26 protein-coding genes are annotated in these 24,353 nt (G+C 67.9%); 11 read left to right on the top strand and 15 right to left on the bottom strand.

The genetic code is table 11. The features are described 5' to 3' along the window. Nucleotides 1-391 precede the first annotated feature (391 nt). The 5 genes from BMX37_RS05790 to BMX37_RS05770 form a co-directional block, all read right to left on the bottom strand. Entirely contained in the window at nt 392-640 is a 249-nt protein-coding gene (locus tag BMX37_RS05790) for a hypothetical protein (protein WP_093664529.1), read from the bottom strand. Between the two features lie 58 nt (nt 641-698). After that, nucleotides 699-1,454 carry an ATP-grasp domain-containing protein gene (locus BMX37_RS05785; RefSeq protein ID WP_093664528.1) on the bottom strand — a complete coding sequence of 252 codons (756 nt, stop codon included), beginning with the start codon at nt 1,452-1,454 and terminating at the stop codon, nt 699-701. Beyond that, nucleotides 1,451-2,143, bottom strand: a complete 693-nt coding sequence (locus BMX37_RS05780) for a hypothetical protein (protein ID WP_093664527.1) — start codon at nt 2,141-2,143, stop codon at nt 1,451-1,453. The genes BMX37_RS05785 and BMX37_RS05780 overlap by 4 nt, the downstream gene beginning before the upstream one ends. Continuing rightward, nucleotides 2,140-3,660, bottom strand: coding sequence for a fumarate hydratase (locus tag BMX37_RS05775; RefSeq protein ID WP_093664526.1), 1,521 nt, complete (start codon nt 3,658-3,660; stop codon nt 2,140-2,142). Before BMX37_RS05775 ends, BMX37_RS05780 begins: the two co-directional genes overlap by 4 nt. A 130-nt stretch (nt 3,661-3,790) precedes the next feature. After that, the gene (locus tag BMX37_RS05770) at nt 3,791-5,527 is read right to left on the bottom strand and encodes a methyl-accepting chemotaxis protein (protein WP_093664525.1); all 1,737 of its coding nucleotides are present in this window, start codon (nt 5,525-5,527) and stop codon (nt 3,791-3,793) included. A 268-nt stretch (nt 5,528-5,795) separates the two neighbouring features. Between BMX37_RS05770 and BMX37_RS05765 the strand changes: the two genes are divergently transcribed. From BMX37_RS05765 to BMX37_RS05740, 6 genes are all read left to right on the top strand, one after another. Next, a complete protein-coding gene (locus tag BMX37_RS05765) occupies nt 5,796-6,272 on the top strand; it encodes a DUF2231 domain-containing protein (protein ID WP_093664524.1) in 477 nt (158 codons plus the stop codon). Further along, a complete protein-coding gene (locus BMX37_RS05760) occupies nt 6,272-7,570 on the top strand; it encodes a PQQ-dependent sugar dehydrogenase (RefSeq protein WP_093664523.1) in 1,299 nt (432 codons plus the stop codon). Before BMX37_RS05765 ends, BMX37_RS05760 begins: the two co-directional genes overlap by 1 nt. 17 nt (nt 7,571-7,587) lie before the next feature. Beyond that, entirely contained in the window at nt 7,588-8,037 is a 450-nt protein-coding gene (locus BMX37_RS05755) for a DUF3429 domain-containing protein (RefSeq protein WP_093664522.1), read from the top strand. Between the two features lie 340 nt (nt 8,038-8,377). Next, complete coding sequence (locus BMX37_RS05750) at nt 8,378-10,297, top strand: ribonucleoside-diphosphate reductase subunit alpha (RefSeq protein WP_244501414.1); 1,920 nt, start codon at nt 8,378-8,380, stop codon at nt 10,295-10,297. Between the two features lie 180 nt (nt 10,298-10,477). Then, a complete protein-coding gene (locus BMX37_RS05745) occupies nt 10,478-11,077 on the top strand; it encodes a serine O-acetyltransferase (protein ID WP_093664520.1) in 600 nt (199 codons plus the stop codon). A 67-nt stretch (nt 11,078-11,144) separates the two neighbouring features. Next, on the top strand, nt 11,145-11,450 hold the full coding sequence (locus tag BMX37_RS05740; protein ID WP_093664519.1) for a hypothetical protein: 306 nt from the start codon (nt 11,145-11,147) through the stop codon (nt 11,448-11,450). A gap of 119 nt (nt 11,451-11,569) precedes the next feature. Here BMX37_RS05740 and BMX37_RS05735 read toward each other — a convergent pair whose 3' ends face one another. Then, entirely contained in the window at nt 11,570-11,818 is a 249-nt protein-coding gene (locus tag BMX37_RS05735) for a DUF2171 domain-containing protein (RefSeq protein WP_093664518.1), read from the bottom strand. An 86-nt stretch (nt 11,819-11,904) separates the two neighbouring features. Between BMX37_RS05735 and BMX37_RS05730 the strand changes: the two genes are divergently transcribed. After that, entirely contained in the window at nt 11,905-12,105 is a 201-nt protein-coding gene (locus BMX37_RS05730; protein ID WP_093664517.1) for a hypothetical protein, read from the top strand. 144 nt (nt 12,106-12,249) lie between these two features. After that, the gene (locus BMX37_RS05725) at nt 12,250-13,305 is read left to right on the top strand and encodes a ribonucleotide-diphosphate reductase subunit beta (protein WP_093664516.1); all 1,056 of its coding nucleotides are present in this window, start codon (nt 12,250-12,252) and stop codon (nt 13,303-13,305) included. Nucleotides 13,306-13,430: 125 nt separating this feature from the next. Here the strand turns inward: BMX37_RS05725 and BMX37_RS19115 are convergent, their stop codons facing one another. Further along, a complete protein-coding gene (locus BMX37_RS19115) occupies nt 13,431-13,802 on the bottom strand; it encodes a thermonuclease family protein (RefSeq protein ID WP_342027845.1) in 372 nt (123 codons plus the stop codon). 370 nt (nt 13,803-14,172) lie between these two features. Here BMX37_RS19115 and BMX37_RS18740 point away from each other — a divergent pair, with 370 nt between their 5' ends. Further along, nucleotides 14,173-14,310, top strand: a complete 138-nt coding sequence (locus BMX37_RS18740; RefSeq protein ID WP_170841861.1) for a hypothetical protein — start codon at nt 14,173-14,175, stop codon at nt 14,308-14,310. Nucleotides 14,311-14,380: 70 nt separating this feature from the next. On the opposite strand, the gene BMX37_RS05715 is transcribed toward BMX37_RS18740, so the two are convergent. The 3 genes from BMX37_RS05715 to BMX37_RS05705 all read right to left on the bottom strand — a co-directional run bounded on the left by BMX37_RS05715 (nt 14,381) and on the right by BMX37_RS05705 (nt 16,108). Then, complete coding sequence (locus BMX37_RS05715; protein WP_244501413.1) at nt 14,381-14,716, bottom strand: HNH endonuclease; 336 nt, start codon at nt 14,714-14,716, stop codon at nt 14,381-14,383. A 105-nt stretch (nt 14,717-14,821) separates the two neighbouring features. Further along, nucleotides 14,822-15,457: an opacity protein gene (locus tag BMX37_RS05710; RefSeq protein ID WP_093664514.1), complete on the bottom strand. Its 636-nt coding sequence runs from the start codon at nt 15,455-15,457 to the stop codon at nt 14,822-14,824. Between the two features lie 306 nt (nt 15,458-15,763). Next, nucleotides 15,764-16,108: a DNA primase gene (locus tag BMX37_RS05705; RefSeq protein ID WP_093664812.1), complete on the bottom strand. Its 345-nt coding sequence runs from the start codon at nt 16,106-16,108 to the stop codon at nt 15,764-15,766. 143 nt (nt 16,109-16,251) lie between these two features. On the opposite strand from BMX37_RS05705, the gene BMX37_RS05700 reads away from it, so the two are divergent. After that, nucleotides 16,252-17,208, top strand: a complete 957-nt coding sequence (locus tag BMX37_RS05700) for an isopenicillin N synthase family dioxygenase (RefSeq protein WP_093664810.1) — start codon at nt 16,252-16,254, stop codon at nt 17,206-17,208. 24 nt (nt 17,209-17,232) lie between these two features. Continuing rightward, nucleotides 17,233-18,330 (top strand): DNA polymerase IV, encoded by a 1,098-nt coding sequence (gene dinB / locus BMX37_RS05695; RefSeq protein WP_093664513.1) that lies wholly within the window; start codon nt 17,233-17,235, stop codon nt 18,328-18,330. A gap of 7 nt (nt 18,331-18,337) precedes the next feature. Here the strand turns inward: dinB and BMX37_RS05690 are convergent, their stop codons facing one another. The 5 genes from BMX37_RS05690 to BMX37_RS05670 all read right to left on the bottom strand — a co-directional run bounded on the left by BMX37_RS05690 (nt 18,338) and on the right by BMX37_RS05670 (nt 24,221). Beyond that, nucleotides 18,338-20,134: a sensor histidine kinase gene (locus tag BMX37_RS05690; RefSeq protein ID WP_093664512.1), complete on the bottom strand. Its 1,797-nt coding sequence runs from the start codon at nt 20,132-20,134 to the stop codon at nt 18,338-18,340. Then, nucleotides 20,134-22,035, bottom strand: a complete 1,902-nt coding sequence (locus BMX37_RS05685; protein ID WP_093664511.1) for a putative bifunctional diguanylate cyclase/phosphodiesterase — start codon at nt 22,033-22,035, stop codon at nt 20,134-20,136. The genes BMX37_RS05690 and BMX37_RS05685 overlap by 1 nt, the downstream gene beginning before the upstream one ends. 88 nt (nt 22,036-22,123) lie before the next feature. After that, nucleotides 22,124-23,041 (bottom strand): ROK family protein, encoded by a 918-nt coding sequence (locus BMX37_RS05680; RefSeq protein WP_093664510.1) that lies wholly within the window; start codon nt 23,039-23,041, stop codon nt 22,124-22,126. After that, nucleotides 23,038-23,961, bottom strand: a complete 924-nt coding sequence (locus BMX37_RS05675; protein WP_093664509.1) for a glycosyltransferase family 4 protein — start codon at nt 23,959-23,961, stop codon at nt 23,038-23,040. The genes BMX37_RS05680 and BMX37_RS05675 overlap by 4 nt, the downstream gene beginning before the upstream one ends. Then, entirely contained in the window at nt 23,958-24,221 is a 264-nt protein-coding gene (locus BMX37_RS05670; RefSeq protein ID WP_093664508.1) for a hypothetical protein, read from the bottom strand. Before BMX37_RS05670 ends, BMX37_RS05675 begins: the two co-directional genes overlap by 4 nt. Nucleotides 24,222-24,353 lie beyond the last annotated feature (132 nt).

Genomic DNA, 24,353 nt, shown 5'->3' with positions numbered 1-24,353 from the left:
AGCGAAAGGAGGTGATCCGATGTCTCATGGTTCAGCAATGGGGTCGGTTCAGTTCGTTCGGGGGACTGGCTTCTGATCGGGACGGTGCCGTGCGGGAGGGTTCCTCCTCTAGTCAACGCATAGGTGCCGGAACAACAGAGGTCCCATGGTCTCCCGGGCTGGAGCTCTCCGGCCGCTGACCATGTTTAGGGGTTGTCGGGCGCGTCGTTGAGGCCGCCCGGCAACCTCTTCTCATTTCTGGAGTATTGCGGACGGCTGGCTGCCGGCTCGTGCCAAGTTCGTGATGATGCAGAGCCAGTCGCGTCGGGCTTCCGCGGAATCAGAGCCGATGTTCGTCTTCCCGGTCGACATGACTCGGGCTGACTGCCCTGGTCTCCTCCCCCACGTTCCGTCAGGTCGTGTCGCCGTCCCCCAGGTCGTAGCGCGCGGCCACCTGCATCACGGCGCGGCGGCACAGTTCGTCCAGTCCTTCCGGGCAATAGACCGCGACATCCCAATTATGGTCGCCGCCCTGTTCGGGATCGGCCGGAGTGGGCAGCATGAACTCGATCTTGCCACCCTCCCCGTCCAGCGGCAGGCGCAGCGCGGCATGGTTGAGTTCGTCGCGGATCTGCTCGGCGGTTTTGACCATGCGCGCCATGTGGAACTCCCATTCCCACGCCCGCCGATCTGCGCCGCCCGGCGGCAGCGCCCAGGGGTCAGAGGGCGGCCAGATGCGCGTCGAGATAGGCGCTCACCTCGCCCACCAACGATCCACCGAAGCGCGGGTTCAGTTCCAGGATCATCGGGCGATCATCCTCGATCTTGTAGTTGAAGCAGCACGTGCCCTCGAACCCCAGCGCGTCCAGCATCGCGGTGCATGGCTCCAGCGCGGTGGCGATGTCGGCCGGCACGGTGGTCACCGGTCGGTCGGCCGCCCCGCGCACCGCCAGCGCCCCGGCCATGGTGTAGCGATAGGCGAGCGCATAGCGGACCCGGCCATCGACGCGCAGCAGGTGCAGCACCTCCTCGTCCGCTCCCGCCACGGCGCGCTGGCAGAAACTGTCGGGGAGCGGTGCGTCTTCGCCGGGCGCGCGCACCATGCGGATGCCCTGGCCATAGTCGCCGCGCCGGCTCTTGCGGATATAGGGATAGGTGTCGGGCGCGTCGCCCAGGAGGTCGGGCACGAAGGCGCCGAAGCCGAGGTCGATCAGCCGGCGGTTAAACGCCAGCTTGTCGTCGCAAAGGTCGAGCAGCTCCGCATCCGGCAACACCGCGCGCCGCCGCCCGTCCGCATTGGCGACGCGTGCGGGGGCGAACTGATCGATGCGGAGCGGTACGATCAGGTCGTAGGCGAGAAAATCGATGTCGGCGAATTCGGCGAACGAGACGTCGAAACGCGTGTGATCCACGAACTGGCGGATCGCCGGCATCTGGGTGCTGTGATCGCCGAACAGGACGCGCGGGCGGGTCACAGGCCGAACAGCCTGTCCACCGATCCGCCGTTGCGGGCCAGCTCGGCCGCGACGCGGCGGCGTGCGTCGAAATAGGCCAGCGCCGGCGCATGGGGGTCGCTCGCGCGCAGCCGCGCGGCATCGCCGGGCTTCAAACTGCTCTCCTGCGAGACGTAGTCGGCATATCCTTCGGCTTTCCAGCTTGGCAAAAAGGGCTCGCGCCACTCGCCGACATGGCGGGCGACCAGGATATGCGTGGTCTCATGGGCGATGGTGCCCGACAGCGTGCGTTGGTTGGCGACCGGCGCGTCGTTGAACACGCGGTCGGCGGCCACGTCGCTGCGGTTGAAGGTGAGCACGGTGCCGAAGGGGCGTCGCAACCCGAAGCCGCCCGCCGCGGTCAGCGACAGGACGCGCCAGCGCCACCCGCCGTCGGTCAGCACCACCGTGCGCGCGATCCCCGGTTGATCGATCGGACTGGCGGCGAGCAGCCGGTCGGCACGTGCCAGCACGGCGGGCATGTTGGGTGCGATCGGCACGTCCGACAGCACGGTGGTCGCGCCGAACTGCGCCCGGTACGGAAAGGCGAGCGCGGCGGGAACGTAGAGCACGGCCGCCAGCATCGCCCCGGCCACACCGACCGCGACGCCAGCCGGTCCGCCGCTCACCCGCGACACGATGCCGCGCCCCGATCGCCCCCGTCGCGTCACGCCGGCTGCAACAGGCGTTCGCGGGCGATCTTTTCCCGCCAGACCAGCGGCGCCAGCTGGTGGACGTTGGCACCGTCCGAGTCCACGGCGACGGTGACGGGGAAGTCCTCCACCTCGAATTCGTAGATCGCCTCCATGCCCAGATCCTCGAACCCGACGACCTTGCTGCCCTTGATCGCGCGGGCGACCAGATAGGCGGCGCCGCCGACCGCCATCAGATAGGCGCTCTTGTGGTCGCGGATGGCCTCCACCGCCGCCGGGCCGCGTTCCGCCTTGCCCACCATGGCGAGCAGGCCTTGGTCGAGCATCATCCGCGTGAACTTGTCCATGCGGGTCGCGGTGGTCGGGCCGGCGGGGCCGACCACCTCCTGCCCCACCGGATCGACGGGGCCGACATAATAGATGACGCGGCCACGAAATTCGACCGGCAGCGGCTGTCCCGCCGCCAGCATGTCCGCGATCCGCTTGTGCGCAGCGTCGCGGCCGGTCAGCATCTTGCCCGACAGCAGCAGGCGGTCGCCCTGTTTCCAGCCCTGCACCACCTCCGGCGTCAGGGTGTCGAGGTCGACCCGCTTCGCCGCACGGTCGGGCGTCCAGTTCACGTCCGGCCAGTCGGACAGCTTGGGCGTTTCGAGGAAGACCGGGCCGGAGCCATCGAGCGTGACATGCGCGTGGCGGGTGGCGGCGCAGTTGGGGATCATCGCCACCGGCTTCGACGCGGCATGCGTCGGCCAGTCCATGATCTTGACGTCGAGGATGGTGGACAGGCCGCCCAGCCCCTGCGCGCCGATGCCCAGCGCATTGACCTTGTCGAAGATCTCGATGCGCAGCGCCTCCAGGTCGTCGCGCGGACCCCGCTGTTTCAGCTGGGCCATGTCGATCTGGCCCATCAGCGATTCCTTGGCGAGCAGCATCGCCTTTTCCGCGGTGCCGCCGATGCCGATGCCCAGCATGCCGGGCGGGCACCAGCCGGCGCCCATCTGGGGGATCATCTCCAGCACCCAGTCGACGATCGAATCGGACGGGTTCATCATCTTGAACTTGGACTTGTTCTCCGACCCGCCGCCCTTGGCCGCGACGTCGATCGACACCGTGTCACCGGGCACCATCTCGACGTGAAGCACGCTGGGCGTGTTGTCGCGCGTGTTACGGCGGGTGAAGGCCGGGTCGGCCAGGATGGAGGCGCGCAGCCGGTTTTCGGGGTGAAGATAGGCGCGGCGCACGCCCTCGTCGACGACCTCCTGCAGGCTGCGGTCGCCCGACAGGCGGCAGTTCTGTCCCCATTTGACGAACACGGTGACGATGCCGGTGTCCTGGCAGATCGGGCGATGCCCCTCCGCGCACATGCGGCTGTTGGTCAGGATCTGCGCGATCGCGTCCTTTGCGGCCGGGCTTTGTTCGGCGGCATAGGCGTCGCCGAGCGCGCGGATGTAATCCATTGGGTGGTAGTAGCTGATGAACTGAAGCGCGTCGGCCACGCTTTCGATCAGGTCGGTGTCGCGGATGATGGTGGTCATGGTCGCCGCTGTAGCGCGGGCCGGCCCCCTGACTCAATCGCGGCGGCGTGTCCGAAAACACGCCGCCGCGACCGGCACCGCAGCCGAGGGAGGGGGGAAGCCGCGGTGCCTAGCTCTGATGCTATGCTGTTCAGGCGGCGAGCGCGGGGCGCCAGCCGGTGATGCGCGCCGGATGCTCATCGGTCGGCGGCAGGGTGAAGGCGGCGACCTGACGGGCGAGCGCGTCGGCCTCTCCGGCCAGGCTGCGCGTGGCGGCGTTGGATTCCTCCACCATGGCGGCGTTCTGCTGGGTCACGCCGTCCATCTCCGCCACAGCGATGTTGACCTGTGCCAGGCTGGACGATTGCTGTTCGGTGGAGGTGGCGATGGTGGCCACCACGCCGCTGATGTCGCCGACATGCCGGGCGATGCGGTCCAGCGCGTCGCCGGTTTCCCGGACGAAGCGCGCGCCGTGCGCGACCTGTTGCTCGCTGGAGCCGACCCGCGCCTTTACGTCGTTGGCGGCATCGGCTGCCCGCTGGGCGAGGGCGCGCACCTCTGCCGCGACCACCGCGAAGCCCTTGCCGGCGTCGCCGGCACGGGCGGCCTCCACGCCGGCGTTCAGCGCGAGCAGGTTGGTCTGGAACGCGATGCCGTCGATCAGGCCGATGATCTCGCCGATCTCCTTGGAGGAGCGCTCGATCGCGGCCATCGCCTCGATCGTGTCGCGCACCACCGCGCCGCTGCGCTCCGCTTCCTCGCGCGCTTGGGTGACGATGACGTTCGCACGCGCCGCACCCGCAGCCGAGTCGCGGACCGACACGGTGACCTCGTCCAGCGCCGCCGCAGATTCGGCCAGGCTGGCGGCCTGTTGCTCGGTGCGCTGGGACAGGTCGCCGGACGCGGTGCTGATCTCCTCCGATCCGGTGCGGATGGCGTCCGCGCCGCGCGCCACGGCGCCCATCGCCCGGCTGAGCGCGGCCACCGCCGCGTTGAAGTCGTCCTCCAGCTTGCGATAGCCGGCGGGCAGTCCGGACAGGCTGGCGGTCAGGTCGGACGCGGCCAGTGCGCCGAGGCCGCCGGCGACCGCGTCCACCGCATCGCGCTGTTCGGTGTCGGCGCGCCGCTTTTCCACGGCCGTGCGCTGGAACACCAGCACGGTGGAGGCCATGTCGCCGATCTCGTCGCGGCGCCCCTCTCCCGCCACCGCCACGTCCAGCTTGCCATCGGCCAGCGAGCGCATCGCGCCTGACAGCGACTGCACGGGGCGCGCGATGCTGCGCGTCAGGACCCAGCCCATCAGCAGCGCGATCAGCAGCGCCAGGAACTCGCCGACGATCAGCGACACGATCGCGCCATGGCCCGTCGACACCTGATCCGCCCGGCGGTCCGCGATCACCTTTTCCTGGATGGCCAGCATCTCGGCCGACAGCTTGCGCACCGCGTTCAGGTCGTTCTGATCGGCGGCGACCAGAACCTGGAAGCCGCTGGCCGTGTCGGCCGCGATCTTGCGCTGTTGCAGCGCCTGCCATTCATGGACCATGCCGCGCAGCCGTTCGGCGCGGTCCGCCTGGTCGGGCATCTTGGTGTGATGCTTGAACCGGTCCACGGCGTCTTCGAACGTGTCCCGGTGGCGTCGGAACGCGGCGAGGAAATCGCCCTTGCCGCTGGCTACCACGAAGCCGCGCACCGCATTCTGTTGTTCCAGCACGGCGGCCATCATCGCCTTGCCCGCCTCGGCGACCACGATGCTGTTGTCGTTGGCGGCGGCGGACGCCTCGATCTTCTTCAGGTTCGAATAGACCGACAGACTGGAGATCACCGAAGCCGTGATGAGCATAGCGAATGCGATCACCAGCTTGCGTGCGATCGATAGGTTACGAAACATATTCCTGCCCCTACGTGTTTCCCGTAGAGCTAATCCGGAAATCTAAACAAAATCAGAAACATCCGGATTCGATCTTAATCCAGGTTATTGCGTCCGGGCGGGTGCGGAGTGGGCGTGAAGTCAATCGGGAAACCCCCTTAGTCCCTGGCCCTCCACGCCGTTTCCGACCGCCGACGCGGCAAGTTGCCGGGCATCGCCCATCGCTTCGGAACGGAGCGCGTCGCCGAACGTAACCCATTCACTCTCCAGCAAGGATCGTGTCACCGCCATGGCCAGCATCTATACCGGCGGTTCCGCCGCGCGCGTCCGGCGCGCCCGATCGCATCCCATTCACGGCATCCTGTCCGCGTTCCCGCTGGCTCTGTTCACGGCGGCGCTGGTCGCCGACATCGCCTATGCCAACAGTGCGAACATGCAGTGGGCGAATTTCGCCGTGTGGCTGATCGCCGGCGGGTGCGCGGCGGGGGTGCTGGCGGCGGTGGCTGGCATCGTCGACGCGCTGCTCATGCGGCGGCACCGCACGTCGCGGCGCAGGCGGGGCGCGGCCGACCTGGCGCATGGGCTGGGCACGCTGGCGATGCTGTTGCTGGGGATCATCAACGGCTTCGTCCACAGCCGGGATGCCTGGACGTCCGTGGTGCCGACCGGACTGACGCTGTCGGTGATCGTCACGCTGCTTGCCTGGATCACGAGCTGGGTCGGGTACACCGTGCGCGACGAAGCCGTTGTCGAGGAGGTCCGCTGATGTCGCGCGCTCTTGCAACATGGTCGGGGCTGGCGCTCACGATCGCGCTGGCGGCATGCAGCGGCGCGGGCGGTGATGCCTCGTCGCAGCTGGGCCCCAACCCGCACCTGCCCGAACAGAACCAGTTCCTGGTGCCGCCGATGCATATCGCCCGGCCGGCGCCCTGGGGCAACGCAACTCCGACGGTCCCGGCGGGGCTGAAGGTCGAAGCATTCGCCACCGGCATGAAGAACGTGCGCGAGCTGTTCGTGCTGCCCAATGGCGACGTGCTGGCGGTGGAGCCGAAGGGTCCGCAGGAGCCGGTGTCCCGGCCGAAGGATATCCTGGTCAACTGGATCCAGGGCTTCGGCCATTCCAAGGTGAAGGGCGCCGACCAGATCACGTTGCTGCGCGATGCCGACGGCGACGGGCGGGCGGAGACGCGGTCGGTGTTCCTCGACCATCTGGTGTCGCCGTTCGGCGTCGCGCTGGTCGGCAGCGACCTGTACGTCGCCAACACCGACGCGATCGTCCACTTCCCCTATCAAACCGGACAGACTCGGGTGACCGCGCCGGGCACGATCCTGACCGACCTGCCCGGCGGTCCGATCAACCATCATTGGACCAAGAGCCTGACCGCCGGCCCCGATGGAAGCAAGCTGTATGTCGGCATCGGGTCGAATTCGAACATCACCGAAAACGGCATGGAGGCCGAAAAGGACCGCGCCCGCATCTGGGAAGTGGACCGGGCGACCGGCGCGCACCGCAACTACGCAACCGGGCTGCGCAACCCCAACGGCCTGACGTTCGAGCCGGCGACGAAGCGGCTGTGGACGGTGGTGAACGAGCGTGACGAGCTGGGCCCCGATCTGGTGCCCGACTATCTCACCTCGGTGACGCCGGGGGCGTTCTATGGCTGGCCCTACAGCTATTGGGGCAAGCACGTCGATCCGCGCGTCAAGCCGGAGCGGCCGGACATGGTCTCGCGTGCGGTCATGCCCGATTACAGCCTGTCGTCGCACGTCGCGCCGCTCAGCCTCGCCTTCTACCAGGGCGCGTCGATGCCGCAATTCCGCGGCGGTGCCTTTATCGGCGAACATGGCAGCTGGGATCGCGGCCATTTCAACGGGTACAAGGTGGTGTGGGTGCCGTTCCAGAACGGCAGGCCTTCGGGCAAGGCGGTGGACGTGGTCACCGGCTTTCTGGATGGCGAGAATCATGCGCGCGGCCGCCCGGTCGGTGTGGCCGTCGACCGCAGCGGCGCGCTGTTGATCGCGGACGACTTGGCCAACGTGATCTGGCGCGTGTCGCCGCGCTGATCCGGCCGCCCGCATCCATGGGATCGCCACGCGTCGACACGCCGGAGCGGACGCAGCCGCTGGAGCTGCTGCTCGGCTACGGCCCGGCCTGCGTCATCGCGCTGCTTGCGGGGATGGCGTGGGCGGGCATCCCCTATGCCGCGGAGGCGACGCGGATCTGGGGCGCTGCGATCCTGATCTTTCTCGCCGGGGTGACGCGGGGCCTGAGCTTCTTCACCGAGGGCGGCGCGCGCTGGGGCCAGTTGGCGGCGATGGCGCTGCGATTCTGGTGCGGGATCGCGGCCCTGGTACTGCCGGCGGTGATCGGCGTGGCGTTGTTGATCCTGGGCTATGCCAGCATCGCCGCCTATGATCCCGTCGCGGCGCGCGGCGGCACCGCGCCACGCTTCTTCGCGCATTTGCGGCCATGGCAGATGGCGATCGCGGTCGCCGGTCTGGTCGCGTTGGAGGTGCTGCTCCTTCGGTGATCGCGCGGGTGCTGGACGGTAAATATTTTCCGCACCATATTGCCTTTCCGCGACCCGGCATGAATCCACGCGTCGGCCGCTCTCCGACCCGGGACGACGATTTCGACCCCCACAATTGGTGTTGACGCCGCCGGCCCTGCCACTAATCCTTGTGTTCAACGCCGGGGGTGGCCCCAACCGATAGTTCAGACACATCGCTCCGCCTCCGCGCGGGCCGTGCCGCCCTGCGCCGGTCACGGCAGAAAGCGGTCCCTGTTTGTTCTTCCTTCGGCTACAATCGGGTGCCTGCCGATTCGACCCGGCGGGTGAGGAGCGTTCAGTGGATTTCAGGGACAGCGACATGGCGACCGACACGATCGAAATGGCTGGCGGGGCGGCTGGTGAAACCGCCGCTGCAAACGGCACCGCATCCACGCAACCGGCAGAGCGCGACAGCAAGTCGGTGCGCCCGCAGCCCTATCCGGTCGAGGTCGATCATGGCCGCGACGCGCTGTTGACCGATTTCGGCAAGGAAACGCTGAACGACCGCTACCTGCTGCCGGGCGAGAGCTATCAGGACCTCTTCGTCCGCGTCGCCTCCGCCTATGCCGACGACGCGGCGCATGCGCAGCGCATCTACGATTATATCAGCCGCTTGTGGTTCATGCCCGCGACGCCCGTGCTGTCAAACGGCGGCACCGGGCGCGGCCTGCCCATCAGCTGCTACCTGAACTCGGTGCCCGACAGCCTGGACGGCATCGTCCAGACGTGGAACGAGAATGTCTGGCTGGCCAGCCGGGGCGGCGGCATCGGCACCTATTGGGGCAATGTGCGCGGGATCGGCGAGCCGGTCGGGCTGAACGGCAAGACCAGCGGCATCATCCCGTTCGTGCGCGTGATGGACTCGCTGACGCTGGCGATCAGCCAAGGATCGCTGCGCCGTGGATCCGCGGCCTGCTATCTCGACATCAGCCATCCGGAGATCGAGGAGTTCCTGGAGATCCGCAAGCCCAGCGGCGACTTCAACCGCAAGGCGCTGAACCTGCATCACGGCGTGCTGGTCACCGACGCCTTCATGGAGGCGGTGCGCGAGGGCGAGGAATGGGTGCTGCGTTCCCCCAAGGACGGGTCGGAGCGGGCACGGGTCGACGCGCGCGCGCTGTTCCAGAAGCTGGTCGAGACCCGGCTGGCGACGGGCGAGCCGTACATCGTGTTCGCCGACCATGTGAACCGCACCATGCCCAAGCATCACCGCGACCTGGGGCTGAAGGTGTCGACCTCCAACCTGTGTTCGGAGATCACGCTGCCGACCGGCAAGGATCATCTGGGCAACGACCGCACCGCCGTGTGCTGCCTGTCGTCGCTGAATCTCGAGACCTGGGACCAGTGGAAGGATGCTCCCGGCTTCATCGAGGACGTGATGCGCTTCCTCGACAACGTGCTGCAGGATTATATCGAGCGTCACGAACCGGGCATGGAACGCGCCGCCTATTCCGCGGGCCGCGAGCGGTCGGTGGGCCTGGGCGTGATGGGCTTCCACTCCTTCCTCCAGGCGCGCGGTCTGCCGTTCGAAGGCGCGATGGCGAAATCGTGGAACCTGCGCATCTTCAAGCACATCAAGGCGCAGGTGGACGAGGCGTCGATGCAGCTTGCGGTCGAACGCGGCCCCTGCCCCGACGCGGCCGACATGGGCGTGATGGAGCGTTTCAGCTGCAAGATGGCGATCGCGCCGACCGCGTCGATCTCCATCATCTGCGGCGGCACGTCGGCCTGCATCGAGCCGATCCCGGCCAACATCTACACCCACAAGACGCTGTCGGGCAGCTTCGTGGTCAAGAACCCGTATCTCGAAAAGCTGCTGATCGAGAAGGCCAAGAACACCGACGCGGTGTGGAACTCCATCCTGGAGCAGGGCGGCAGCGTCCAGCACCTGGAGTTCCTCAGCCCGGAGGAAAAGGACTGCTACAAGACCAGCTTCGAGATCGATCAGCGCTGGCTGCTGGAACTGGCCGGCGACCGCACGCCCTATATCGACCAGGCGCAGTCGCTGAACCTGTTCATCCCGGCGGATGTCGAGAAATGGGACCTGCTGATGCTCCATTTCCGCGCCTGGGAACTGGGCATCAAGTCGCTCTATTACCTGCGGTCCAAGTCGGTGCAGCGCGCCGGTTTCGCCGGATCTGAGGGCCAGGGCGGGGTCGAGGCGGACAACACCATCGACAAGCCCCAGTTCAGCCTGGGCGAGTCGACCGACTATGACGAATGCCTCGCCTGTCAGTGATCGGCGGCAGGGCGGCGGGCGCACGGCCCGCCGTCACCGGGCATGTGCATGCGGCCTGCCGCGCATTCGCACCACATTTCCGCGAACCGTTGAATTCACGAGGTCGGGCGCGGCGCATGGAATCGGGACTGTCATCGATGTGGGTTAATGACGATCGGTCATTAGCGGGCAGGAACCACGATGATCGCGGCGGACGTGCATCGGCAGTTCGGGCGGTTCGGATGGGCTCGGGCGGCCAAGCTTTATCTGCGCGATCCGGGATTTCGACCGATCGTGACATTGCGCCTGTATCACGGCACGCGGGACACGCGGCCGGGACGGTTGATCCGGCCGCTGTTGTGGCTGTGCCATCGACAAGCGTCGCGGCAGGCGGGGAGAGACCTGCCGATCCGCACGCAGGTGAGACCGGGGCTGCTGATCGCGCACAGCATCGGCATCGTGGTGAACGCGGCGGTTCGCATCGGCCGCAACGTGACGCTGTTCCACGGCGTGACGCTGGGCCGGGGCGACCGGATCCATCCCGACGGCACGCGCACCTCCGGCTTTCCGGTGATCGGGGACGACGTGTTCCTGGGACCGCACGCGGTGGTCGCGGGCGACGTGCGGATCGGCGCGGGCAGTCGCATCCTGGCGGGTGCGGTGGTGGTGAAGGACGTACCGCCGCGATCGGTGGTCGCGGGCAATCCCGCCACGATCATCCGCACGGATTGCGAGCCGGACGTCGGCAACCGGGTGCCGTTCGATGACGCCGATGGAGATGCGTGCAATCAGCCTGCGTGATCTGGATCAAAGATCATGAGGGCGGATCATGCCTTGGTGACGGTCGCTCAACAGGAGGAGACCCGTCATGCCCATCGGAACGTTCCCGGCCCTGCTCACGCTGGCCATCGTCGTGACCCTGGTGTCCGGCGCATGGTTGCTGATCAACGCGCGATCGGTCGCCGCGCTGTTCCGCGACAAGGCGAAGAGCGGGCGCAACGAGATGCTGGCCGGACCTGGCAAGCGGGCGCAGCCGCATGGGCGGGTGTGGCTGTTCCTGGTCCTGTTCAACCTGGGTTGGCTGACCTGCATCGCGCTGTGGTACACGGTGGCGAGCGGCGTCGGAAACGACGTGGTGAAGTCGCACGACCCCAGCGTGCAGCGACCCTACTGACCGCGCGCGCCGCAGCGGCGCGTCGTTCGTCCTCCGGATACGAAAAAGCCCCGGCCCGCACCCTTTTCGCAAAGGGGCGGACCGGGGCGTCGCCGCACGTCAATCGTGCGGCGGGCGGCTTATTCCTCTTCCTCGAACTGCACCGCCTCGGCGCCGTTCGCGGACAGACGTACCTTGCCATCCTCGATGTCGGCGACCAGGCCGATCGAGATGAAGTGGTGCTTCGCGCCCTGACCGTCCTCAGTCTGCGGGCTGTCGTTCTTGGTCAGCTTGATGCGGTCGCCCTGGACATGGTCCACGGTGCCGACATGCGTGCCGTCCGCGCCGATCACTTCGGCATGTTCCTGAATCTGGCTGACGTCGACCATTGCTTGAACTCCTTCGATAAGGTCGGGGGCGGAACGAGCGGGTCGCGGTTTGGATGCATGGTCGCGTGCGACCTGCGGCTAGCCGCATGAGCTGGCAGGTCCTGATCATGTTCGCCGTCGCCGCGGTGCTGGCGCTGGTCGGCACCGGCCTGTTGCTGGCGCTGTTCCGGCCGAGCGGCCCTGCCAGGGTCTATGTGTTCCGCATGGCCGGCGTGATGCTGCTCGCCGCCGGGTTCGTGCTGGCCGCGTCCGCCTGGGCGATGCAGCAATGGAGCCTGGAGCCATGATGCGCCGTTCCAACCGAGCCGCCGCATCATCGGCGCGCGGCATGGCGGCATCGCCGCCACGCCACTCTGTTTCCGTTCACGCCGCCGACGCGTCGGCCGGCACCCCACCGCTTTCCAAGACACGATAAAGGCCGGAGCAACGCCATGTCCCTTCTCGACGCCCGCAAGACCTACAAGCCGTTCGAATACCCCTGGGCCTATGAATTCTGGAAGCGCCAGCAGCAGGTCCACTGGCTGCCCGAAGAAGTGCCGTTGGGCGAGGATTGCCGCGACTGGGCGCAGAAGCTGACCCATCACGAGCGCAACCTGCTGACGCAGATCTTCCGCTTTTTCACCCAGGCGGATGTCGAGGTGCAGGACTGCTACCACGAGAAATACGGCCGCGTGTTCAAGCCGACCGAGATCAAGATGATGCTGGCCGCGTTCAGCAACATGGAAACGGTCCACATCGCCGCCTATTCGCACCTGCTCGACACGATCGGCATGCCGGAAAGCGAATACGGCATGTTCCTCGAATATGCCGAGATGAAGGACAAGCACGATTACCTGCAGAAGTTCGGCGTCGATTCCGATGAGGATATCGCGCGCACGCTGGCGATGTTCGGCGGCTTTACCGAAGGGGTGCAGTTGTTCGCGTCGTTCGCGATGCTGATGAACTTCCCGCGCTTCAACAAGATGAAGGGCATGGGTCAGATCGTGTCATGGTCGGTGCGCGACGAAAGCCTGCACTGCGAGGGGATCATCCAGCTGTTCCACACCTTCGTGAAGGAGCGGAACTGCCTGACCAAGGCGGTGAAGGACGACATCGCGGACCAGTGCCAGACGACCATCCGGCTGGAGGATGCGTTCATCGACCTTGCGTTCGAGATGGGGCCGGTGAACGGCATGACGCCCAAGGACATCAAGAAGTACATCCGCTACATCGCCGACTGGCGCATGGGACAGCTGGGCCTGAAGCCGATCTACATGATCGACGAGCATCCCCTGCCCTGGCTGACGCCGCTGTTGAACGGGGTCGAGCACGCGAACTTCTTCGAGACGCGCGCGACCGAATATTCGAAAGCGGCGACGCGTGGCCAGTGGTCCGACGTGTGGGACAGCTTCGAAAAGCGTCAGAAGGCGAAGAGCGTGAAGATCGCCAACGAGGATGCGGCGGAAGAAGGCGACATGTTCGCCAGCGCCGGCGTCGCGGCGGAATGATCGGATAAGATGGAAAGGCGGGTCGGTTTTGGCTGACCCGCCTTTTCGCAATGCGGCGCCCATCCGAGGTTTCTGGGCCGCATGGTGCGGCCGTCACGCCTAGACCAGACCAAGCACCGGTCGGATCAGGCGTCCTCGCACCAGGGCCGGCGACGCCCCTGCCATGGCCGCGCCAGCCCCTCCGCCACCAACACCGCGCCGAGCGACCGGCCATCGCGCTCGACACGGCGGAGCAGGCGGCCGTAGCGGTCCCGGTCGCGATCGATCGGCACCAGCGTCACGGGACCCGTGTTGAGCATCGCCTGAAGCCGCAGCGTGGCGGCCCAGCCCAGCTCCGCCTCCAACGCGCAGCGGGCGGGATGGATTTCGGGCGTGTCGATGTCTGCGATCCGGACCCGTTCCCCATCGATGCGGAAGGTGTCCCCGTCCACCACGCAGTCGCGGTGCACGCCACGGACGCACAGGCCGAAATGTCCGCTGCCCATGATGGTGCTCATGGCGGAAGGCGGGCCTGCAAAGGCGCGACTTGAGGGAAGCGTCACGGTCACCAACGCGACACCGATCGCGCAGACAAGGGCGAGCAGGGCCGCGGACCGGCGGTGAGCCGGACGGGCAGGCCCGCGGCGGCGGGTGTTGAGTGAAGAGCGAACCATGCCGCCCTAGTGCGCGCCCGAGCCGCCGCACGGGCGAGGATCGCCGCCGCGGTGGTGGCGACGACGCCACCCTGGCTCCATTCCGGTTCAGATTGCGTCGCGCACCGTCGCCCTTAAAGCTTCGGCAAGGGGAACAGGCTTACTGGGCGGACATGATGATCCCTCGCCGCGCCTGTTCCGCAGCCGCAAGGCCGCGCTGTTCTGGGCGGCCGGGGTGGTGTGGTTCGCGGTGGAAATGGCCGGATCGGCTCCGCATTCCCGCTCGCAGCAACAGGGCAACGCGGCGGATGCGACCGGAGAGACGGTGACTGCCGCCGATCTGTCGACGATCGCCAATGCCATGGCGCAATAACGCAGCGCTCGTTTAGCCGGGCCAGGCATGAGGCGATGACGGACCGATTCGATCTTGCGGACGCAGACCGTCAACGACCCCGCCGTGTCGGTGCGTGGAAATCTGGCGGCTTGTCCGCGATCCAGCGGAGGTAACGCGCGACGTCGTCGCGCGCGCGGAGCACGTCCAGGTCGGCATAGTCGCGGGCCAGATCCGCATTGGCGACCAGGGCGTGGATGGTGCGATGGCAGATCGGATGCACGGGCACCGTCTGCGTGCCGCCCTGGCTCTTCGGGATGCGGTGGTGCCACTCCACCTTCGCGCCCAGCGGGCGGTCGCACAGCGCGCATGCCGTCGCGGGCCCGTTGCGCGCGACCAGGATCGCCGCCTGCGCCAATCCCGCCTTGCGCTTCACCCGTCCGGCCATGCCGTTCCATTTAGGAAGCCGCCCGGACAGCAAAAAGGCGGGGTGCGACCATCGCCGCACCCCGCCCCTTTTTTCAGATCATCCGGCCGGTTGCGGCCGGAGCGATCAGAAGTGGCTCACCACACCGAGCATCGGGCGGAAGCTCTTGGCCGAACCGAAGGTCGACACTTCGCCGCGCAGGCGGAAGCCGGCGTTGCCCGTGATCCCCTTCAGGCCGATGTCCTTCGGGCCTGCCTCGAAGCCGATGCCGTAGGTAACGGCGCCGTAGTCCGGACTATCCTTGCCGAACCGGTCGAAGTTGACCCAGCGATAGCCGACCTTGCCGTAGAAGAGGCCGCTGTCGCCAGCGCGGAAGCCGAAGCGGCCGGCGGCGCCGTAGCCCCAGTCGATCGCGCCGTCGAAGCCCTTGGTCACTTCGCCCTCGGCGCCGACGAACACGGGGCCGAGCGGCACGTTGGCGCCGACCACGCCCGTCACGATGCCGCCCTGCAGCTTGCGACCGCCGATGGCCGTGTCAGGCACGCCGTGGCCGACGCGACGATCGAAGCCTTCCCAACCGCCCATGACGCCGAAGTACGGATCGATGCCGAACGCCTTCGAACCGTCGGGAGCGGCCGCTTCGCCGGGAGCGGCGTCGGCGGTCGGCATGGCCGAGGTGTCGGTAGTCGACATGTCCTGCGCGATCGCGGGAACGGCGAGGAAGCCAGCCGCAACGGCGGCGGCGATGGAAAGCTTACGCATGGGAAAAACCTTTAAACCTGTTGCTCTTGTCGGGAGAGGGTCGCTTCACGCGCCGCCTGGCCGAGGCCTTGCACAACCATGGGCATCCCCGACGGTTGCACGGAAAAAGCGAGCAACGGGCATGAAAGCAGCAGGTGTTGCAGCGCAGCAACGGTTCCTGTCAGTCGCGTGAACGAACCATGGCGCTGATGGGGCGATATAAGGGCAAGACGTCGGTTGAGCGTCTCGGAGCGTGTGACAGGGTGGTGCACACGCTCGAATGTGAGGCGGGCGCGATCACCGTGCACCGCCTGACATTTTTCGTTCTCAGGGCTTCAATGCCGCATCATCGGCGTCGTCCAGATCCTCGTCCTCATCCAACGTGTCGTTGTCGAAGTCGTCCTGGACCTCGTCCTCGTCTACATCGTCCTGGTCCATGGCGACGCTGGCATCGGTTTCGCCGACTTCCTCCGAATCCATGTCGAGTTCGTCGATCGGCTCATCCTCTTCATCGTCGTCGCCGAGATCGGGATCGAGATCGGTCAGCAACACGCCGTCTGTCGGCCCATTGCGGGTCGCCTCCAGGATTTCCGCGCGCTGGCTCTCGTCATAGCCCTCTTCATCATAGCCGTCGTCGCCCGAACCCATGCCCGGTATCTGGTGGCCGCCCATCATCTGCTCCTCTTGCGTCGAACAACACAGCGCGAACGGCGGGGCGGCGGCGGGGTTCCGGCGAGGCGCGCAACACTGTTGCGCGAGGTGCCGACTTCCTATGTAAGCGAGGCATTCGCTCCTACGCCTTGGACACCGACTTCATGCCCGATACCGCCTCCGCACAGGTTCCGACGCTCAGCCTTGCAGACCAGGCCCGCGACCCGGCGGCGTTCGCGCAGGCGTTCGGTCGATCGTTCCAGCGCTTCGGCTTCGCGATCGTCGCCGACCATGGCGTGCCGCAGGACCTGATCGGTCGCGCCTGGCAGCAGACGGAGGCGCTGTTCGCGCTGCCCGAGGAGGAGAAGCGCGCGTATCATGTACCGGGCGCGGGTGGCGCGCGCGGCTACACCCCCTTCAAGACCGAGATCGCCAAGGACGCCAAGCATGTCGACCTGAAGGAGTTCTGGCATGTCGGTCGCGAACTGCCCGAGGGGCATCGCTTCGCGGGGGACATGCCGGGCAACATCTGGCCCGACCGGCCCGAAGGGTTCCGCGACACGTTCGTCGACCTGTTCGCCGCGTTTGACCGGGCGGGCGACCGGTTGCTGTCGGCGATCGCGCTGTATCTCGGGCTGGATGAGCATTGGTTCGATCCGGCGGTGAAAGACGGCAATTCGGTGCTGCGCCTGCTGCACTATCCGCCGATCCCGGCGGATGCGGAGGGGGTGCGGGCCGGCGCGCATGAGGACATCAACCTCATCACGCTGCTGCTCGGCGCGGAAGAGGCCGGGCTGGAACTGCTCGACCGTGATTCCGGCGAATGGCTGGCGATCAAGCCGCCGGAGGGCGCGATGGTGGTCAATGTCGGCGACATGCTGCAACGCCTGACCAACCATGTGCTGCCCTCGACCACGCACCGCGTCGTCAATCCGCCGGTCGAGCGGCGTGGCCATTCACGCTATTCGATGCCGTTCTTCCTTCATCCGGCGCCCGATTTCCTGATCGAGACGCTCCCCGGCTGCGTGTCGGCGGAAAATCCCGACCGCTACCCGACCCCGATCACCGCGCACGATTACCTGCACGAGCGGCTGGTCGAGATCGGGCTCATCAAGAAGTAAGCGGGGCGGCCGGGCGACGCCGGCATGACGACCGACGCCACCCGCGCGCGCAAGGTGATCCATGTCGACATGGACGCCTTTTACGCCAGCGTCGAACAGCGCGACGATCCGGCGTTGCGTGGGCGGCCGGTCGCGGTCGGCGGGTCGCGGGCACGGGGCGTGGTGGCGGCGGCGAGTTACGAGGCGCGGGCGTTCGGCGTCAGGTCCGCCATGCCGTCGGTGACCGCGATCCGGCGCTGTCCCGAACTGGTGTTCGTGCCGCCGCGCTTCGATGTGTATCGGGCGGTGTCGGCGCAGATCCGCGCGATCTTTGCCGACTACACGCCGCTGATTGAGCCATTGTCGCTGGACGAGGCCTATCTGGACGTGACGGAGGACCTGCGCGGGCTGGGTTCCGCGCGGGCCATCGCGGAGGACATCCGGGCGCGTATCCGCGAAACGACCGGACTGACCGCGTCGGCGGGCGTCAGCTATAACAAGTTCATCGCCAAGCTGGCGTCCGACCAGAACAAGCCGGACGGCCTTTGCGTCATTCCGCCGGGCAAGGGCGCCGCCTTTGTCGCCGCACTGCCGGTGTCGCGGTTCCATGGGGTCGGACCGGTGACCGCGCGCCGGATGGAGGGGCTGGGCATACAGACTGGTGCGGACCTGCGCGCGCGCGACCTGCCGTTCCTTCAGCAGCATTTCGGCAGCCACGCCGCCTATCTGCACGGCGCGGCGCGGGGCGAGGATCATCGCCCGGTGCGCGTCGACCGGCCTGCGAAATCGATCGGTGCGGAGCGGACGTTCGAGACGGACCTGATCGATCCCGCCGCGTTGTCCGAGGCGCTGGACCGGGTCGCGGATGCGGCATGGGTGCGGGTGGAGCGACACGGCGCGCGTGGGCGGACGGTGACGTTAAAGCTGCGCTTTTCCGACTTCCGCACCATCACGCGAGCCCGATCGAGCAGCGTGCCGGTTGCGGACCGCGACCGGTTCCGGGCGATCGGCGACGAATTGTTGGCGCAGCAGATGCCGCTGGCGAGCGGTATCCGCCTGCTGGGGTTGACCCTGTCCGCCTTGGGATCGGCGCCGGAAGAGCCGGATGCGGCCGAGGAACGGGAGCCGGGTCTGCCCTTTTGATGCGCGCCTACGCTGCGTCGGAGAGGGCCAGCGCCCCTGCGGCAGGCAGGGTCAGCACGGCACAGGCCCCCCGCCCGCGCCCCTCGCTCTCCAGGCGAAGCGCGCCGTTCATCGACATCATGGCGTTCGCACACCAATGCAGGCCGAGGCCGCCGGATTTGTGATCGCGCGTGGAATAGCCGCGTCCGAACAGCCGGCCGGCGACAGCGGGATCGAACCCCTCCCCATCGTCACGGATTCGGATCGTCACCGTGTCGCCGCTGCGCGTCACGGTCACCGCGATGGTGCCGCTGCCACGCCCGGTCGCGGCGATCGCCTCCGCCGCGTTGACGAACAGGTTGCCGACCACTTGCGACAGGATCAGGCAGTTGGCGAACACCGGGCTGGGCGCGGCGGGAAAGGCGAAGCCGATCGACGCGATCTGCGAATAGCGGGCGATGGTGGCGTTGCGGGCGATGACCTCCGCCACGTCGCAGGATTGCAGCGCCGGGCGCTCCAGCGCGTGCTGTTGCTGCAGGCCGATGATCGCGAGCGCCTGTGCCATCGCCTCTCGCCCGGTTTGCAGTTCCGTGCGGTTGGCGTGGCGGGCGCGCTCCTCCGCCTCGATGGCCGCCGCGACGAAGGCGACCAGCTTGTGCCGCCTGGCCACGGGAATGTCGCCGGACGCCAGCTCGGCCAGCGCACGGTCCAGCGCGGGGCGATCGACGGGGGCCGCGCGGGCGACACCCTGGCTGAGGATGGTGCTGATCGGGCTGAGCGCGTTGCGGACATTGTGGATCACCGCCACGGCATTTTCCGACCGGCCGAGCGCGAAGCCCTGTACCGCGACCTGTTCGCGCAGCGCACCCAGCTGCGCCAGCATCGCGTTGTGGCTGCGAACGAGTGCGCCGATCTCATCCCGGCGGCGGTCGTCTTCCAGCATCATCAGCGTGCCATGGTCGCGCACCAGGCGCATGTGGCGGTCCATTCGGGCCAGCGGGCGCAGCACCATGTGCGCGATGGCGCGACGCAGCACCGCGAGCAGCACCAGGATCAGCAGGATCGAACCGCCGATCGCCAGCAACAGCATGCGCCGGCCCAGCACCGTCACGTCCGATCGGACATCGATCCCGATCACCGCGACGACATGTCGGTCGGGCCCGATGATCGGAACGGTTGCGCGGCGCGGGTCGGCGGATGCCGTGCCGCCGGGCAGGTCCAGCATGACCGGTCGTCGCAGAATACGCGACAGGTCCGATGCCGCAACCGGCCGCGCCGCCGCGACGAAGGCCGCGCCCGGCTCCCCATCGCGGACCGTGGCGACACCGATGGCGACGAGCGCGCCATCCAGCCGCATGAATACATGGCCGGACCTGTGCCCGTGCAGGACACGGGGCAGGTCCAGCCCGGCGAGCGCGGAGCGGAACGCCGCACGCCTGGCGGAGCGTGTGATGGACGTCGCCTCCTCACGCCACGTCACCCCCAGGACGCCGCCGTCCGCCGCAAGACGCGCGGTGCCGGCCGCATCGTCCGGAACCGTGCCCGACCCGGCGATCGCGGGTCCATCGGCCAGATTATGAGTGATCCTCTCCACAGCGAGGCCCTGATCGACGATGGCCCCGCGCGCCCGGTCGAGATCGGCCTGGGTCTCCGCACGTTGCAGGGCGTGGAGGCTGGGCGTCACGACGGCGGCAAGGATCAGCGTGACGCCGATCGCGCCCACCGCGCCCGCCGCCGCCAGGATCATCGCCAGCTTCACGCCCAGCGAAGCGGGCCGGAACAGGCGGCGACGCAGGCGTCGGACGAAGGCCGCCCGACCGGGCATCAGGTGCCGGACCCGACCCTGGACGCGCCGGTCGCCGGCTCCTCATCGTCATCGGTACCGCCAATGAAGCGGCGATCGGCCATCGCCTGTGCCGTGCCGGCGTCGATCGGGCTGGAGAAGAAGAAGCCTTGCAGATGGCTGGCCCCGGCGATGCGCAGTGCCTGCACCTGCGCCTCCGTCTCCACGCCCTCCGCGATGATGCCGAGGCCGAGTGCCCGGCCGAGATGGATGATGGAATGGACAATGGCGGCGGACTCCCGCTCCCGCCCCATGCCGTCGATGAAGCTGCGATCGATCTTCAGGCTGTCGAGCGCGAATTTGCGGATGTTGTACAGGCTGGAATAGCCGGTGCCGAAATCGTCCAGCGCGATGCGGAACCCCATCTGCCGCAGGCGGTACAGCGTGTCGGCGGCGCGATCGGCGTCGTCGAAGATCGCGGTTTCGGTGATCTCTATCTGCAGGCGCGACGGCTCCACACCGGCATGCTGAACCGCCTGTACGATGTGACCGACGAAATTGGGCCGGCGGAACTGGCGGGGCGAGAAGTTCACGGACACATACTGGCCCGGCCACGTCCGCACCTGCGCCAGGGCGGCGGCCAGCACCCAGTCGCCCAGTTCGTGAATGGTGTTCGATTCCTCCGCGATCGGGATGAACATCGCCGGGCTGACCGAACCGTAATCGGGCGTTTCCCAACGTACCAGCGCCTCGAACCCGACAACCTCCAGCGTGTCGCGCGAGACGATGGGTTGATAGGACAAGGTCAGCTCGTCCCGCTCCAGCGCCTGCGACAGCCCACCCTCGATCCGGCGGCGGAAGCGGATGCCCTCGTCCATGCTTTCGTCGAAGATACGCACGACGCCGCGCCCGGCCCGCTTGGAATCGTTCAGGGCCAGGTCCGCGCGGCGCATCACGTCGACAGGATCGCACCCCTCCGCGCCATCGACCACGACAAGGCCGGCTGACGCACCGCCGCGCACCGTGTGGCCGAACACGGTCATGGTGGTGGCGCACGCGGACACCATGCGGTTGCAGGCCATGCAGGCGCTGTCGGCACAATCGGTGTCGAACAGGATGCCGAACTCGTCGCCGCCCAGCCGGGCGACCACCGCACCGTCCGGCGCCGTGCGGTTGAGGATGCCGTAGATTTCGCGGATCAGCGCGTCCCCGGCGAGGTGGCCGAGCGTGTCGTTGACCAGCTTGAACCGGTCGAGGTCGATCATCGCCGCCGCGAACAGGCCCTTGCGCCGGACCCGCTTGCCGAGCGCGCGCTGGAACGCGGCGCGATTGGGCGCGTCGGTCAGCGAATCGTGCATCGCCATGTGCATGGCGCGGCTTTCGTTGGCGGCGAGTTCGGCGGCCTGCTCCTCCAGCTGGATGACCTGCGCGGCGAGCAGTGCGCGAGCCTGCGCCAGGTCGCGATCCGCCGCCCAGCGGGTCGCCAGCGCGGTGGCGGTCTGCTGCACCTCCGCCACTTCGAACGGCTTGGCGATGTAGAAGACCTGATCCGGCGGACCTGCGACCCGGCTGATCTCCGCCGGGGAGAAATCCGAATAGCCGGTCACGATGACCAGGTTGATGTCGGGGTCGATTGCGCGGATGCGGCGTGTCGTTTCCCGCCCGTCGATGCCGGGGGGCATGCGCACGTCGATGAACGCGACCGCGAACGGTTCGGCATCGGCGCGAGCGTCCTCGACCACGCGCACCGCCTCCTCGCCGGTAAAGCAATGGGTCAGCACAAAGGCGACCGGCTCGTCGGCATCGACCTGCGGATCATCGGAACCGCCGAACAGCTCGCTGGCCATGTCGCGCAACGCGCGCGCATCCGTGCCCGCGGCCGCGAAGCTGCGACGATAGCTGTCGTGAACCGCCTGTTCGTCATCGACGATCAGTATCCGCATGCCACCCCCCTTTCGCAGGCCTGCATCCCGCCGCTCACCGATCGGCCGAATTCCGGGACAAATCCTGCGAAGGCGTAACCCGGCGCGGTTAAGAGGTGGTAAACGCGGCCCCCAGCCGTTCCTCCAGCGCCTGCGCCCCGAGCAGGATCGCGCCGAGCGGCCCGGCCCGTCCGCCGAGTGCGGCGGGAACCACGAACGTATCGGCCAGCGCGACGTCCGGCGAGGACACATAGCCCGCGAGGCTGCGGGTCGTCGCGGTGCGGATCATGGGAAACAGATGCGGCATGCCGACCATGACGCCGCCGCCCATGACGATGCGGCGCGGCACGCCGGTCAGCACCAGCGCATGGCACAACTGGCCCAGCGCATGCGCGACGCCGTCCCAGACGGGATCGTGCAGATCCAGCGATTCCGCCGACTGGCCGGCGCGCGCCTTGATCGCCGGGCCGGATGCCAGCCCCTCCACACAGGCGCCGTGGAAAGGGCATGCCCCGACCCAGTCGTCGCCGGCCATGCGCACGGGGCGCAGATGCCCGAACTCGCCATGCCCCAGTCCGTCCACCGGCCGGCCGCCGGCGATCAGGCCCGCGCCGATGCCGGTGCCCACGGTGACATAGGCCATGTCGGCCAGCCCCTCCGCCGCGCCCCATCTGGCCTCCGCCAGAGCGGCCCCGACCACATCGGTGTGGAAGCCGGTGGGCACGCCCGCGACGCGCGCCAGGCGCCCCGCGATGTCGGCGCCCGACCAGCCCGGTTTCGGGGTCGCGGTGACATGGCCGTAATCGCCCGCATGCCGGTCGATCGAGACGGGTCCGAAGCTGGCGATGCCGAGCGCCGCGAAACCGCGCCACCGTTCCAGCACGGCCTCCACCGCCGCCAGCGTCTCGTCCGGCCGGGTGGTGGGGATACGCACCTCCTCCTCGATCGCGTCGGGACCCCGCGCCAGGATGCAGACGCATTTGGTCCCGCCCAGTTCGACACCGGCGAGAAGCGGCAATGCGGTCATGCCGCGTCCTCCATATAGGTGATCGTGTTGGAGCGGATCCAGGCTATGTCCTCGTCCGTCCCCCTGCTCCAGCGCAACATCAGGTCGCCCCACTTCACCGGGATCTGCAACCCCTCCCACGCCCGCTGCGCGGCATCCGAAAGGCGGCGGTACAGGGCGGGGTCAGCAAACAACGCCGCGACCCGGTCCGCCAGCGCCGCCGGTTGCCCGGCCGGGAAGATCAGCGCGGTCTCGCCGTGGGTCAGGTTGCCGAGGAACATAGGATGGTCGGACGCGATCAGCGGGGTGCGCGAACACAGCGCCTCGTAGATGGTGAGCGGCAACCCTTCCGGATAGCGGTGGCGGCTGGGCACGACCATGGCCGCCGCGGCGCGCATCCGGTCCGGCACGTTGGCATTGGGAACGGTGCCCAGAAACTCGACACGATCGGCGACGCCCAGCCGGTCCGCCAGGTCGCGGAACGTGTCGGCAGCGCCCTTGCCCGCGATCTGAAGGCCCACGTCGAGGCCGCGTCGTTTCAGGTCGGCGATCGCCTCGACCAGGTCGCCGACCCCCTTCAGCGCGATCACTTCCCCGGCGAAGAACAGCGTGGAGCGCCGCTCCCCCGGCCCGGATTTCGCCGGGCGATCATGCGGGCGGCGGACCTGGAGGAAATCGCAGGGCAGGACCTTTGCCGCCTTTACGCCGATGCGCACCAGCGAGCGACACGCGTTGCGGCCGTGATTGGCCACCCATTCGACGCGGCGGTCGTTGAGCTGCGCGTGCAGCCGGCCGAAGCGCCACAAGCGGTGCAGCGGCCCGGCGCTGAAGCTGTCGGCGAAGACGGACAGCACACGCGAACCCGACCGCCGCGCCCAGCGCAGGATGCGCGGCATCGGCGTCAGCACGACAACATGCGTGGGGCGGAACGCCTCCATCATGGCATGACCTGCGCGCTCTGCTTGTCGGAATGCGCGTCGGCGCCCATCACGGTGACGCCGGAGGGCAAGGCCTCCTGATAGCGGCTGCCCGACAGGCAGCACAGGATGGCGGTCTCCCCCACCTCAGCCTGGATGCGCCCCAATTGTTCCAGGACGTAGCCGTGGCCGAAATAGGCTTCGGCGCCGCTGCTCTCCAGCAGGCGGTGCGCCTCCAGGAAGTCGCATGCGAATTGCACGAAGAGGATGCGCGAAGCGGTCATTGTTGCCGTGTCCTTATCCGCTAAGGGGTCAGCCACCAAGATGCATGCCGACGAGCGGCCCGCCCCAGCCCAGCGCGTGACGCAGCGCCACCCACCCCGCCACCAGCAACGCGGTGGCGAGCGCGGCGGCCG

The sequence above is a fragment of the Sphingomonas gellani genome, from assembly GCF_900110035.1.
Taxonomy (GTDB): Bacteria; Pseudomonadota; Alphaproteobacteria; order Sphingomonadales; family Sphingomonadaceae; genus Sphingomonas; species Sphingomonas gellani.
Note: the sequence above shows the minus strand (reverse complement) of the source record. Positions and strands in the feature narration are given on the sequence as shown.